The 14,087-nt window shown below is 56.9% G+C and carries 13 protein-coding genes and 1 riboswitch; all 13 genes read left to right on the top strand.

The genetic code is table 11. The features are described from left to right. The first annotated feature begins 44 nt into the window (after positions 1–44). The 13 genes from GZH91_RS13485 to GZH91_RS13425 all read left to right on the top strand — a co-directional run bounded on the left by GZH91_RS13485 (position 45) and on the right by GZH91_RS13425 (position 14,064). Complete coding sequence (locus GZH91_RS13485) at positions 45–269, top strand: hypothetical protein (RefSeq protein ID WP_161984275.1); 225 nt, start codon at positions 45–47, stop codon at positions 267–269. A gap of 22 nt (positions 270–291) precedes the next feature. Beyond that, positions 292–468, top strand: a complete 177-nt coding sequence (locus GZH91_RS13480) for a hypothetical protein (RefSeq protein ID WP_161984274.1) — start codon at positions 292–294, stop codon at positions 466–468. Continuing rightward, positions 461–1,921, top strand: coding sequence for an ATPase domain-containing protein (locus GZH91_RS13475; RefSeq protein ID WP_147074074.1), 1,461 nt, complete (start codon positions 461–463; stop codon positions 1,919–1,921). Before GZH91_RS13480 ends, GZH91_RS13475 begins: the two co-directional genes overlap by 8 nt. A gap of 25 nt (positions 1,922–1,946) precedes the next feature. Next, the gene (locus GZH91_RS13470) at positions 1,947–3,710 is read left to right on the top strand and encodes a putative bifunctional diguanylate cyclase/phosphodiesterase (RefSeq protein WP_147074076.1); all 1,764 of its coding nucleotides are present in this window, start codon (positions 1,947–1,949) and stop codon (positions 3,708–3,710) included. 459 nt (positions 3,711–4,169) lie between these two features. Next, positions 4,170–6,251 (top strand): PAS domain-containing hybrid sensor histidine kinase/response regulator, encoded by a 2,082-nt coding sequence (locus GZH91_RS13465; RefSeq protein ID WP_147074078.1) that lies wholly within the window; start codon positions 4,170–4,172, stop codon positions 6,249–6,251. Positions 6,252–6,267: 16 nt separating this feature from the next. Continuing rightward, positions 6,268–8,202, top strand: a complete 1,935-nt coding sequence (locus GZH91_RS13460; RefSeq protein WP_147074080.1) for a GGDEF/EAL domain-containing response regulator — start codon at positions 6,268–6,270, stop codon at positions 8,200–8,202. Positions 8,203–8,636: 434 nt separating this feature from the next. Next, positions 8,637–8,849 carry a CsbD family protein gene (locus tag GZH91_RS13455; protein WP_198415317.1) on the top strand — a complete coding sequence of 71 codons (213 nt, stop codon included), beginning with the start codon at positions 8,637–8,639 and terminating at the stop codon, positions 8,847–8,849. A 22-nt stretch (positions 8,850–8,871) separates the two neighbouring features. Further along, positions 8,872–10,173, top strand: coding sequence for an NRAMP family divalent metal transporter (locus GZH91_RS13450; protein ID WP_147074084.1), 1,302 nt, complete (start codon positions 8,872–8,874; stop codon positions 10,171–10,173). Between the two features lie 81 nt (positions 10,174–10,254). Then, positions 10,255–11,289, top strand: coding sequence for a nicotinate-nucleotide--dimethylbenzimidazole phosphoribosyltransferase (cobT, locus tag GZH91_RS13445; RefSeq protein WP_147074086.1), 1,035 nt, complete (start codon positions 10,255–10,257; stop codon positions 11,287–11,289). Between the two features lie 58 nt (positions 11,290–11,347). Next, positions 11,348–12,115, top strand: a complete 768-nt coding sequence (locus GZH91_RS13440) for an adenosylcobinamide-GDP ribazoletransferase (RefSeq protein WP_223264588.1) — start codon at positions 11,348–11,350, stop codon at positions 12,113–12,115. A 10-nt stretch (positions 12,116–12,125) separates the two neighbouring features. Next, a complete protein-coding gene (locus GZH91_RS13435) occupies positions 12,126–12,680 on the top strand; it encodes a histidine phosphatase family protein (RefSeq protein ID WP_147074091.1) in 555 nt (184 codons plus the stop codon). Positions 12,681–12,749: 69 nt separating this feature from the next. Then, a riboswitch (cobalamin riboswitch) is annotated at positions 12,750–12,981 on the top strand. 76 nt (positions 12,982–13,057) lie between these two features. Further along, positions 13,058–13,351, top strand: coding sequence for a CbtB domain-containing protein (locus GZH91_RS13430; RefSeq protein ID WP_198415316.1), 294 nt, complete (start codon positions 13,058–13,060; stop codon positions 13,349–13,351). Between the two features lie 5 nt (positions 13,352–13,356). Next, complete coding sequence (locus GZH91_RS13425) at positions 13,357–14,064, top strand: CbtA family protein (protein ID WP_198415315.1); 708 nt, start codon at positions 13,357–13,359, stop codon at positions 14,062–14,064. Positions 14,065–14,087: the final 23 nt, after the last annotated feature.

The raw sequence follows: 14,087 nt of genomic DNA, 5'->3' as shown, positions 1-14,087 counted from the left end.
TTCCGTCAACGTCGTTATATCGACCGATTATTGAGATATTTCTTATGGAAACCAGGGACTTGCTGCGGCACCAGATAATTAAAAGTCGCATGGCACAGCACACTGAAAAAGTTGCGGATGCCGCGATTAACTTATGGGAACAGATGGCGATCCAAATCATTTCTATCGTCGGTGAAGGGGGATTCAATTCACTTTACGCGAGAAGTGTCTTCACTTACCCAGTCAAGCTTTCCCTGGCTTGCGGCCAGCTCACCGTCAGCCCGCACTGATCACCGGTTCGCGGAATTAAAAATGAGCCTTGCAGGGCAAACGCCTGGGCAGGCCAGCACAGCAAACAGTCTGCTACTGATCACTTTCACCGACATTCTGGCCGGGTTAATCGGCGAGCAGTTAACGACCCGTATTTTACGTTCGGCTTGGGGCAATGATGCTTCGGATAGGGCCGGCAAGGAGTTCAAAAATGAGTAACAAGGTAAGCATACGTCGTCTGACAACGGGCGTACCTGGTCTGGACAACCTGTTGGGCGGAGGCCTGCCGGAATTCTCGTTTAACCTGATTGCGGGCACGCCGGGAAGCGGAAAAACAACGCTCGCCCACCAGATCATGTTCGCGCTGGCAAACCCGTATAACCGGGCACTGTTCTTCACGGTACTCGGGGAACCCGCTTTGAAGATGCTCCGTTATCAGCAGCAATTTCCGTTTTTTGATATCAATAAAGTCAATCAATCGATCCGCTTCGTCAACCTGTCTGAAGACCTGCTGGAGGGAGATTTTGACCGCGTATTGTCACGCATTGCCGAAGAAGTGAAAGACTATGCGCCCAGCCTGGTATTTGTTGATTCGTTTCGATCAGTCGTGCAGTCAGCGAGGCAGGAGGAACAGGGGGCGTCCGAGCTGCAGCGCTTCGTGCAGCAACTGGGCATGCAAATGACGAGCTGGCAGGCAACCACATTCTTGATCGGTGAATATCTGCTGCCGGAATCAGAGTCCAGCCCTGTCTTTACAGTGGCGGATGGCATCCTGTGGCTTTCGCAAAATTTGCAGCGCAACTCCATGGTGCGCAAGATGCAAGTGGTCAAAATGCGTGGCCAGGCCCAGGCACCCGGTTTGCATACGTTCCGTATTAATGATGAAGGCATTCAGGTTTTCCCGCGTGCGATTATCCAACAGGGCACAGCGGTTGAGTCCGCAATCAAGGTAGCCAGGGGAGAGGAACGTGTTCCGATGGGAATACCTGGCCTGGATGAAATGCTGGGCGGCGGCTTGCCGGTTGGCTATTCGCTGCTCGTGGTCGGGCCATCCGGTTCCGGAAAAACCATATTGGCGACGGAATTTCTCGCCGAAGGTGTACGCAGGGGCGAACCCGGTGTGATTGCGGCGTTTGAGAAGAGCCCCAGCCAGCTGCTCAGCAATAAGCTGTATGCGCTGGTCAAGGCTGGACAAGTGGGGGTGGTCGACACGCGTTCCCTGGATTTGTCGATTGATGAAACCTTGCATGATTTGATCGAAATGATTCATCGAATGCAGGCAAAGCGCCTCGTCATTGACTCCCTGTCTGGATTTGAGCTGGCACTGGCACCCGAGTTCAGCGAAGATTTTCGCGGATCGCTGTACCGGATGATTGCCGAGCTGACCGCCATGGGCGTGACCATATTGATGACCTCGGAACTGGAAGACCGCTACACCGATTTGCGCTTCAGCCCGTTTGGAAGTGCTTTTCTCGCTGACGCAATTATTGTGCAGCGCTATATCGAAATCGTGGGCCAGTTCAAACGCGTCTTCTCGGTCGTCAAGGTACGTGGCAGTGAGCACAGCAAGGACATTCGACTGTTTGACATTAACGACGATGGCATCATTGTTGGCGAGACCTTGTCGGAGTATGCCGGAATCATGTCGGGCCGGCCCACGGTCACCCCGTAGCCAGCCCGGATGATGGAGGGCGGTAATGACCAGAAATGACAATGACGGCGCTGCTGATACCGATGACCCAAGTCAACCGGGCGTGTCAAGCCGGCACAAAGACCGCTTGCCAGCTGTCCTCGAAAAAGATGTCACGCGCAGGGAAAGCGCCGTCATTGACGATGAAGCGGCCGTTCTAAGCCGCGAGAAATCGGCCGCGGCACGAGAAGATGCCGCGCATTTGCGTGAAAATGCTGCCGACTTGCGTGAAAATGCTGCCCATCTGCGCGAGGGGGCGGCGCAGGCACGGGAAGGAGAAGCCCATGTGCGCGAAGGGGCGGCCACCTCGCGCGAGCGGGAAATTCGCGCGGCAGAGACGATACAGGCAGCGTCCGACGATCATATGATTATGTTGCAGCAAGCCAATGCACACCTGGTCATCGCTACCATTGAAGCACACAAACTGGCCGAACAAGTCCAAACGGCTAAAGATCAGCTGGATCATTTGGCCCATCACGATGTGCTCACCGGTTTGCCGAATCGAATACTGCTGCAAGACCGGCTTGGCCAGGCGATTGAGTTGGCCCGTCGTCAAGGCAGGCAACTTGCGGTGATGTTTATGGACCTGGATCGGTTCAAACACATCAACGACTCCCTGGGGCATGCGGTTGGCGACCAGCTGCTGCAGTCGGTAGCCCAACGCCTGGTGGGTTGTGTGCGTCACTCGGACACCATCAGCCGCCAGGGCGGGGATGAATTCGTGCTGCTGCTTCCCCATATCGAGCACGCAGAAGACGCGGCGCTGTCTGCGCAAAAGATGCTCGCGGCGCTTGCGCTGTCTCACCGCATCGACCGGCACGATCTCCATATCAGCGTGAGTATCGGTATCAGCGTCTACCCCGACGATGGTCAGGATGCGGAAACCCTGATCAAGAATGCGGACACCGCGATGTACCATGCCAAGGAAAACGGGCGCAACAATTACAAATTCTTCGAACAGAGCATGAATGTCCGGGCGGTCCAGCGGCAGTCTGTCGAAGCCAGCCTGCGCCGCGCGCTGGAACGGCACGAATTCGTGTTGCACTATCAGCCGAAAATAAACCTTCACAGCGGCACGATCGTCGGCGTCGAGGCGCTGATCCGCTGGCAGCATCCGCAACGCGGGCTGCTGGCGCCGGCGCAGTTCGTGACCATCGCCGAAGACTGTGGCCTGATCCTGCCGATTGGCCGCTGGGTGCTGCGCGAAGCCTGTCTCCAGGCCCGGGCCTGGAGACAGGCTGGCTTGCCGCCGATCACCGTCGCCGTCAACACTTCCGCGCTCGAGTTCCGCGCCAAGGATTTTCTCGAAAATATACGCGCGACCCTCGCGGATACGCGTTTGGAGCCGCGTTATCTGGAACTCGAACTGACCGAAAGCGTGCTCATGCGGGATGCCGCCTCTACCGATTCCGTGCTGCATGCGCTCGCAGACCTGGGCGTAAAGCTTGCAGTCGATGACTTCGGCACCGGCTATTCCAGCCTGAGTTATCTGAGGCAGTTTCCGATCGATACCCTGAAGATCGACCAGTCGTTCGTGAACCAGATGACCAGCAACCCGGACGACGCCACCATCGTCAGTGCCGTGATCAGCATGGGTAAAAGCCTCAAGCAACGCGTCATTGCGGAGGGCGTGGAAACACCAGAGCAGTACGCATTTCTTCTGGCCCAGCATTGCGACGAGGGCCAGGGCTACTATTTCGGCCGTCCGGTGGTGGCAGGGGCGCTCGCCACCTTGCTGCAAACTGGCGTATCACCCACCCTTCCCCATTGATGCCCCCGGCTTTCCCATGCCGACCGGATTGCGGCGTGCAGTGTTCCTGGCATGCCATCCTGCGGAATCTTGGCCATAAAGACCTGACGACACGGCGCATGATGCAGGGTATCCTTGCCCATCGAAGGCAAATGGGTCGACGCGGCAGCGGAGCCGTTTGCATGGCTTCCCGGTGTTTCGATAATCCTGAAAAGAGTCGCAGCCACAGGGAATACACTGGCCATGGAGTGGGCGCGAGTTGTGGGGGGAACTGTTTTTTCTGCTGATGGGCGAGCCTGGAAAAGCCGCCAATACCCTGTTTCCACTCTGTGCTCTCTGTGGCCAGGGCCGTTTTCAGGGTGATAGTGCTGGAGATTATGTAATTCCTTGTATGTACCCAGGCACTGCCCAGGCAGGTTTGGGTTACACCACTTCGGAAAGCCGCCGGTCTTAATGTGCCGCTGATAAGCAGGTAAGCCCATGTCTGAAAAACCACTCGATTCACTCATTCCCAACGGCCAAGCTGCCACGACGGATGGCATCACCGAGCGCCGCCGCCAAGAGGCGCTGCTTAAAACCGGGGCGTTGCAGAACGCGATATTCAACAGCGCCAACTTTTCGAGTATTGCCACCGACGAGAAGGGCGTCATTCAATTGTTCAACGTCGGCGCTGAGCACATGCTGGGCTACGCGGCGGCCGAAGTGGTGAACAGGATCACCCCGGCCGACATTTCCGATCCGCAGGAGCTGATCGCGCGCGCCATCGCGTTGGGGCTGGAGCTCGCCACCCCCATTACCCCGGGCTTCGAGGCGCTGGCCTTCAAGGCCTCGCGCGGGATTGCGGATATCTATGAATTGACCTACATCCGCAAGGACGGCAGCCGTTTTCCGGCGGTGGTGTCGGTCACGGCGCTGCGCAACGATCTGGATGGAATCATCGGCTATCTGTTGATCGGCACCGACAACACCGCGCGCAAACTGGTGGAAGAGAAACTGCGCTGGACCGAGGAGAGCTTCCGCCTGATGGTAGAGAGCGTGACCGACTACGCCATTGTCATGCTTGATCCGGAGGGGCGCGTGGTGAGCTGGAATGCCGGGGCGGAGCGGATCAAGGGCTACCATGAGGAAGATATCGTCGGCCAGCACTTCTCGCGGTTTTATCTTGGGGAAGACGTCAACAACGGCAAGCCCCGGCGTGACCTGGAGGCGGTGATGGCCAACGGCCGCTTCGAGGACGAAGGCTGGCGGGTGCGCAAGGACGGGTCGCGCTTCTGGGCCAACGTGGTGTACACGGCGATTCGGGATCAACTCGGCAATCTGCGCGGTTTCGCCAAATTAACCCGTGACCTGACCGAACGCAGGCAGGTTGAGGCCGCGCTGACCGACGCCAAGTCCGCTGCGGAAAAGGCCAACCTGGCGAAATCGGATTTCCTGTCCAGCATGAGCCATGAGCTGCGCAGCCCGCTCAATGCGATCCTTGGTTTCGCCCAGTTGATGGAGTCCGATTCGCCGCCGCCAACATCCTCGCAGCAGGCGAGCATAGAGCAGATTCTCAAGGGAGGCTGGTATCTGCTGGAGCTGATCAACGAAATCCTCGATCTCGCGGTGATCGAGTCCGGCAGGCTGTCGCTGTCGCTGGAACCGGTGTTGCTGGCCGAAGTCATGCTCGAATGCCAGGCCATGATCGAACCGCAGGGGCAAAAACGGGGCATCCGGATGAGCTTCCCCCGGTTCGACATCCCTTGCTTTGTCAAGGCCGACCGAACCCGGGTCAAGCAGGTTCTCATTAACCTGCTTTCCAATGCGATCAAATACAACCAGGCAGGCGGAACCGTCGTCGTGGCGTGCAGCGCAAGCGCGCCGGAGCGCATTCGTATCAGCGTCGCCGACACCGGCGCGGGCTTGCCTGCGGAAAAGCTGGCGCAACTGTTCCAGCCGTTCAACCGTCTCGGCCAGGAAGCCAGTGCCGAGGAAGGCACCGGCATCGGCCTGGTGGTGACCAAGCGGCTGGTCGAACTGATGGGGGGCGTAATCGGCGTGGAAAGCACCATCGGGATGGGGAGCGTGTTCTGGATCGAACTGATCGCGGCCGCCACACCCCAAATTGTGGCTGGCATCGCCGAATCCACGCCAGTTGCCCAGGCGCAAGTTCACAACGCCGCAGCGTTGCGCACGCTGCTCTATGTAGAGGACAACCAGGCCAACCTGAAGCTGGTCGAGCAACTGATTGCGCGCCGCTCCGATCTGCGCCTGTTGAGTGCAGCGGACGGACATCTCGGCATCGAAATTGCCCGTGCCTTTCAGCCGGAGGTGATCCTGATGGATATCAATCTGCCCGGCATCAACGGTATCGAAGCACTGAAAATACTGCGCGAAGATCCGGCGACGGCGCACATCCCCGTGGTGGCCCTGAGTGCCAACGCTATTCCGCGCGACATCGTAAAGGGCCTGGAGGCGGGATTCTTCCGCTATCTCACCAAACCGATCAAGGTCAATGGGTTCCTGGACACGCTGGACGAAGCGCTGGAGTTTGCAGAAAAAGGGATCAGTCAGTGCAAATAAGGCAGTACAAATAATTATGCTCAGTGCGTCCGACATTTTTAACGCCAGCATCCTGATCATTGACGACAAGGAGGCCAATGTCCTTCTGCTCGAGCGTATGCTGCACGGTGCCGGCTACACTTCCATCACGTCTACGATGGATCCGCATGCGGTGTATGAGCTGCATCGCAAAAATCGTTACGACCTCATCCTGCTTGATCTGCAGATGCCTGTAATGGATGGATTCCAGGTGATGGAAGGCCTGAAGGAAATCGAACTGGGCGGTTACCTTCCGGTACTGGTGATCACCGCCCAACCGGAACACAAGCTGCGCGCACTGCAAGTCGGTGCAAAAGATTTCATCACCAAGCCGTTTGATCGGGTCGAAGTGCTGACGCGCATCCACAACATGCTGGAAGTACGCCTGTTGCACAGGGAATCGAAGCGCAACAGCCTGGTGCTGGAACAGACGGTGCAGGAGCTGCGCGAAGCAGAGTCTGGATTCCGCACCACTGAAGTGGCGTTGTCCAAAGAGAAGGCTGCGCTCGACGATCACGTACTTCAATTGCAGCAGGCGAACGAACGCCTGGTCGTCGCTACGATTGAAGCACACGAACTGGCCGAAGAAATCGACAAGGCTAAAGTCCGGATGGCCCATCTGGCCCAACACGACCCTCTCACCGATTTGCCTAACCGCATTCTGCTGAACGACCGGCTTGCCCAGGCGATTGCACTGGCGCGCCGTCAGGGCAAGCAGCTCGCGGTGATGTTTCTGGATCTGGACCGCTTTAAACACATCAACGACTCGCTCGGGCATGCGGTTGGCGACCAACTGCTGCAATCGGTGGCGAAACGCTTGACGGCGGGTGTGCGCAGTTCGGACACCGTATGCCGCCAGGGTGGGGATGAATTCGTCATACTGCTTGCCGATGTCGAGCACGCAAAAGATACCGCGCTCAGTGCACAAAAAATACTTGCTGTGCTAACTGTTCCATACCGCATCGATCAGCTCGAACTCCACGTCACCGTGAGCATCGGCATCAGTATCTACCCTGAGGATGGCCATGACGCGGATACCCTGATCAAAAGTGCGGATACCGCGATGTACCACGCCAAGGAAAACGGGCGCAATAATTACCAGTTCTTCGAGCAGGACATGAACGTCCTGGCCGTCGAGCGGCACTCCATCGAGGGTGGGCTGCGCCGCGCCCTGGAACGGCAGGAATTCATGCTGCATTACCAGCCGAAGATCAATCTTGAAACCGGAACCATCTCTGGCGTCGAGGCACTGGTACGCTGGCAGCATCCGCAGCGCGGACTGATCCTGCCCGAGCAGTTTGTCTGGATCGCCGAAGACTGCGGCCTCATCGTACCCATGGGCGCGTGGGTGCTGCGCGAAGCCTGCCGGCAAGCCCAGGCCTGGCAGGATGCGGGCTTGCCGCCCATACCGGTGGCGGTCAACATCTCTGCCATGCAGTTCAGGCACAAGGATTTTCTGGAAAGTCTGACGGGTATCCTGAAAGATACCGGTCTGGCGCCGCGCTATCTCGAACTCGAGCTGACCGAAAGCGTGCTCATGCATGATGCAGACTCTACTGCCTGCATACTCAAGGTGCTCAAAGCCATGGGCGTGCGGCTTGCCATTGATGACTTCGGTACCGGTTATTCCAGCTTGAGCTATCTGAAACGTTTTCCGATTGACACCCTGAAGATCGACCAGTCGTTCATGCGTGACATCACACACGCCACGGCCGATTCGGACGATGCCGCGATCGTAGCCGCAGTCGTCAGCATGGGAAAAAGCCTCAATCAGCGCGTCATCGCCGAGGGCGTGGAGACACGCGAACAGCTGGCATTCCTGCAGGCCCAGGGTTGTGGCGAAGGGCAGGGCTTTTATTTCAGCCGGCCGGTGACCGCAGAGGAGTTGGTCACCTTGCTTCGAACGGGCATCGCTGCAAGCATTTTCATTTAATGAGTCGTCGCTCAGGCTTGAGCTGGCAGACAGGGTCTGACCAGCCCGGCGCGCATGCCATCCTGACGGCCTTGGCCACAGAGAGCACAGAAAACAAGGTGCTGGCGGCTTTTCCAGACTCACCCATCAGCAGAAAAACACTTCTCCTCAAAGCCCGCGCCCAGTCCATGGCCTCTGTGTTCCCTGTGGCTTCAACTGTCGTGGTAGCGGTTTGGTTCGGGTTCCCGTGAGGACGTTTACAGCCCTTCTTTCAGTGCCCGCGTAACACAGCGGCATCTCAAATATGCGCAACAGTAACCTGCCTGTGCAGCGCCCTGACAGGCAAATTCGCCATGTGCCAGCACAGCACAGGCACCCAAACGAAAAATTCATGATCTGTGCCCGCCCGCACATACCACGAGAAAGCTTACCTATATCGTTATTGCTGAACCGGCATGAGCATGTCTTGGCGGTCAATGCCGGTAGTCAATTTACAGGAGATGGTCAGGAACAAGGATCAAGTCAGCCGAGTTAAAGAAACCGAAGGCAAGGCCAGGGAAGTTGCTGGCAAGCTTGGCGGCAGCAAAAAACAGGAAGATAAGGGTAAAGCCGAAAAAAACCTGGCAAGGTTCAGACGGGTAAACGATCAACGTGGCCGTAATTGTTAATATCACTTTTTAAGATGAACCCATGCCACAGCGAACATCGTCAAAATCAGCCCCTGTTCCCGAAGGCGGCCAAAAATCATGGCTCGCAAGACTCGGACCAGGTTTAATTACCGGGGCGGCTGATGACGATCCTGGCGGGATTGCGACCTACTCGCAGGCTGGGGCGCAATTCGGTTTTAGCATGTTATGGACAGTTCTGTTTACCTATCCATTAATGGTGGGTATCCAGCTGATCAGTGCCAGAATCGGCAGGGTAAGCGGTCGTGGACTGGCCAGCAATATGCGGCGCCACTATCCACCATGGCTCTTGTATGGCATCGTCGGGCTTTTATTGGTCGCCAATACGATCAATATCGCTACCGATATCTCTGCCATGGGCACAGCATTGAAATTAATTATTGGCGGACGTGCCCAATTGTACGCAGTAGGCTTCGGCATCGTGTCGTTACTGCTGCAGGTTTTCATTCCTTATAGGCGCTATGTACGCATTCTTAAATGGCTCACGCTCGCATTGCTGGCCTACGTTGCTACAGCATTTGTGATTCATGTTCCCTGGTCGGAGGTCTTGGCAAGAACATTAGCACCGCATTTGTCCTGGAAGCCTGAATACGTCACGACAGTTGTAGCGGTGTTCGGCACAACTATCAGCCCTTATTTGTTTTTCTGGCAGGCGTCAGAAGAAGTGGAAGACCTGCGAGCTAATCCGCAGGCCCAGCCCTTGATAAAAAAGCCTGATCAAGCAAAAGCAAGCCTTGGAGATATCAGAATAGATACTTTTATTGGCATGGGATTTTCAAATCTGGTTGCCTTCTTTATTATTTTAATCACGGCGGTGACACTTAACCTGCATGGGATAACTGATATTCAAACTTCCGCCCAGGCGGCAACCGCCCTGCGTCCGATTGCCGGAAATTTTGCTTTTCTGCTATTTGGCGCCGGCATCATCGGTACCGGTTTGCTGGCGATTCCTGTGTTGGCAGGTGCTTCTGCCTACGCCATGTCCGGCGCTTTTAAATGGAAAAACAGCCTTGAATATACGCCGCTGAGGGCGAAAGGATTCTATGGGATCATTGTTCTTTCTACTGTGATTGGCGTTTCACTGGGTTTTACATCGATAAACCCGATCAAGGCGCTGTATTGGAGCGCTGTCATCAATGGTGTTGTCTCTGTACCCATCATGGTCGTGATGATGTTAATGGCAGTTCGGCCGGAAATCATGGGGCGCTTTGTCCTTACCCGCAGGCTCAAGGTATTAGGCTGGTTAGCTACGCTGATGATGGCACTTGCAGTGGGCGCGATGTTCTGGACCATGCATAACAAATAGGATACGTGGCATTATGGTTTCTTTATTCGATTCACTACCACCTGGCAGGGACCATGCGCGCGTTAGCGACGTGGTGAGTACATGATCATTCCCAGTATCGAACCGACGCAAGATTCTGCGCTATCGGCAGCCCTGGATGCGGCCATTAATAACAAAACCAAACCGCCAGGCAGTCTGGGCATTCTGGAAGATGTCGCCAAACAGGTTGGCCTGATCCAGAAAACGACGCAACCGCGAGTGACTCAGCCTTCGATCCTTGTATTCGCAGGAGATCATGGCATCGTCGCGGAAAATATTTCCGCTTATCCGCAGAGTGTTACTTGGCAGATGGTAGAGAATTTTCTGGCGCAAGGTGCGGCGATCAACGTGTTCGCGCGCCAGCATAAATGTGCATTGCATGTCATTGATGCCGGTGTGAATCATGACTTCGGAACGCGTCCCGGTTTGATTGACAGAAAAGTGGGCTCCGGCACGCGCAATTTTGCGCAAAAGCCGGCAATGACAGCCGGAGAATGTGCCGCAGCCATGCAGCATGGCATGGCGCTGGTGGCTTCGCTCGACGGCAATGTGATCGGTTTCGGCGAAATGGGTATTGGTAACACGACCGCCGCTGCGGCGATCATGCATAAGGCGACAGGGATACCTGTCGCCGATTGTGTCGGTGCCGGAACAGGACTGTCTGTCGACGGTATCCGGCGCAAGCAAGGCGTGATCGAACAGGCTGTCGCGCATCACGCCACCGTGATTGCCCCGCTGGATATTCTGTCCACGTTCGGGGGATTTGAAATCGCCATGATGGCCGGTGCAATGCTGAAAGCGGCCGAGCAACGCATGGTGCTGTTAATCGACGGTTTTATCGTGACCAGTGCGCTATTGCTGGCGTCGCGGCTGCAACCCGCTATTCTCGATTACTGTGTTTTTTCCCATTGCTCGGATGAGAACGGACACAGGCAAATGCTGAACTTCCTTGACGCGCGCCCATTGCTGCAGCTCGGCTTGCGGTTAGGGGAGGGAACCGGCTGCGCATTGGCGCTGCCGCTGTTGCAGGCCGCCGTGAATTTTCTGTGTGAGATGGCGACATTTGAGTCCGCCCAGGTCAGTGAGAAAGCCGGATAGCTGAGTCCTCGATATGTCGTCAACCGCTCATCCGTCTGCCCGCTTGATCAATCGATGTGTGCATCAGCTACGCCTCTTTTTCATCGCACTTCAATTCTTTACGCGCCTGCCTGTCCCGCGCTGGGTTGGGTTTGAGCCGGACTGGCTGCGCCACGCAGCGCGTTATTTTCCGGCAGTCGGGATGGTCGTTGGCACTGTCACGGCGGGCGTCTATGTGCTGTCAATCCGGATTTGGCCGCAGCCGGTTGCGGTGCTGCTCTCGACGATTGCCGGGATTTACCTGACCGGCGCTTTTCATGAAGATGGGTTCGCGGATACCTGCGACGGATTGGGCGGGGGCAACACGCCGCAACGGGTACTGGAGATCATGAAAGATTCGCGCATGGGCGCCTACGGCGCCATCGGCATCGGCCTGATGCTGGCGTTGAAATTCGTCGTGCTCTCCAGCTTGCCGATATACGCGGCAGCAATGGCGTTGCTGGCGGCACATCCGTTGTCGCGCCTGGCTTCGACCGCGCTGATCTGGCGTCTGTCTTACGCAAAGGCGGACGGCAAAGCCAAGCCGCTGGCGCAACCCATGTCGACGCTGGAATTCTGCATTGCTACGGTCACGGCGTCATTGCCTGTCGTTGCGATATGCGTCGCCGATCGGCTTTCCTGGCAAGCCATCGTCACCGGCAGCATCGCGATGGTGGTGGCCACGCTGTGGTTGGCCGGCATTTTCTTGCGGCGCATCGGCGGCTACACCGGCGATTGTCTGGGCGCGCTGCAGCAGGTCGCGGAAGTGGTGTTCTATCTGGGTCTGCTGGCGGTTATCAGACACTGAGCACAGCATCGTGCGTCTTTATCTAGTCCGCCATCCGCAGCCGCTCGTTGCGGCAGATACTTGTTACGGCTACACCGACCTGGCGGTATCGGCAGAAGAGCACGCGCGAGTGCTGTCCTCACTGCGCGCTACTTTGCCTGGACGGGAGCCGGTATTTTGCAGCCCGCTGCAGCGTTGTGCAGCGCTGGCGGATAGTCTTGCCGGCGCACTCCATAGCGAACCGGCTATCCATGATGCGCGCCTGGCGGAAATGAATTTCGGCAGCTGGGAAATGCGTGTCTGGAACGATATCCCGCGCGCTGAAATCGATGCCTGGAGCGACGACCTGGTGCACTACAGGCCAGGCGGCGGCGAAAATGTCCTGCAGGCAGCACAACGGGTACGCGCATTTCATGACGACTTGACGTATTCACGGCGGGAATGCGCCATCGTGATTTGCCATGCAGGGACGATACGCTTGCTGCTGGCCTGTCAACGCGGTTTGCCGCCCGCTGAAATGGCACTGCATGCCGCCCGCCTGCCGCACACCATAGGCTATGGCGAATGGATTGTACTGGATTGCTGACCGAGATAGCGGACTGCTGCGGCGCTTGTTTGCCCGGCTTGCAAGTTTTTTCGTCGGCGCATATAGTGTTCGGGTAGCATTGCTTCAGGTATTCCCCAAACAGTCGTTTGGGGAATGAAATGGGAAGTCGGTGAGTTGTCTGAATGGGCGAACTAACCCGACGCTGCCCCCGCAACGGTAATCGAGTAAAAAGGTTGGCAGTATGCCACTGTGCATTGCATGGGAAGGCGCTGACCTAGGGAAACCCGCAAGGGAATCCCGGCTCGTGAGCCCGGAGACCAGCCTGAAGTTATTATAGAGTTTGTATCGCGGAGGGCGATTCAGATGGATTGCCCTGCTGCGCACCCGTCTTTCACTTCCTTCTTCAGGTACAGGCTTTGTCACGCGTTTTGCGCGATGCCCGGCAATGGGGATGTCATCTCAGTGCCTGTTGTCATCATGTCTTGAGTGCTCTCTTTAAGAAGGAACATCACATGTCGTCAATACCTGGTTTACTTGACAGCATCGATTCGCCGCCCCATTCGGCTACATGGAAAGAAAAAATACTGCCGGTAATGCTTGCCGCAGGTCTTGGGGTGGTGCTGCTTTATGGCGCGGCTTTCGCCGGGACGGCAGCATTGCATAATGCTGCGCATGATGGCCGCCATTCCGCCGGTTTTCCCTGCCACTGACTGGCATGGCAGGGATGTTTAACCTGGCGGCGTTCAGGCGGATCGTTTCCGCAGCGGCCTTGGCGGGTATGCTGGCGGGCCTGCTGTTGACTGTGGTTCAGCAAATCCAGGTGAGCCGGATCATACTCAAGGCTGAAGTGTATGAGAACGCGGCGGTTTCGCAACCTGCCCATGCATATTCTTCTGTCGGGCATGGGCATCGCGAGGATGCAGCCTGGCAACCTGCGAACGGTATAGAGCGGACTTTGTTCACGGCCCTGGCGAATATCAGTCTGGCCGTTGGCTTCGGGCTGTTGCTGGGAGCCGCCATCTGTCTCCATGATGAAGTCAGCGGTTGGCGTGCCGGGCTGTTGTGGGGTTTGGCGGGGTACGTGGTTTTTTTCGTGGCCCCTTCCCTGGGCTTGCCCCCGGAAGTTCCCGGCACCGCAGCGGCTCCGCTGGATGATCGGCAGCTATGGTGGCTCATCACGGTGATCATGACTGCAAGCGGACTATCGCTGCTGGTTTTTGCTCGAACCTGGCAGGTCAAAATACTGGGCGCAGTCCTGCTCGGCGTTCCACACCTGGCCGGTGCGCCGCAGCCGCAAGTTCACACTAGCGCAGCACCTATCGAATTGGCGCACGCTTTCATATACGCCACGGCTGTTGCCAATGCCGTATTCTGGCTCGCACTTGGCAGTTTGACGGGATGCTTTTACAGGAAGTTCGCCTAACCATCGTACCTGGCAGGGTGTGC

Origin of the sequence: Sulfuriferula plumbiphila (genome assembly GCF_009938015.1) — a bacterium.
Classification (GTDB): domain Bacteria; phylum Pseudomonadota; class Gammaproteobacteria; order Burkholderiales; family Sulfuriferulaceae; genus Sulfuriferula; species Sulfuriferula plumbiphila.
The sequence above is the reverse complement of the archived record's forward strand: the minus strand, read 5'-3'. Positions and strand labels throughout refer to the sequence as shown.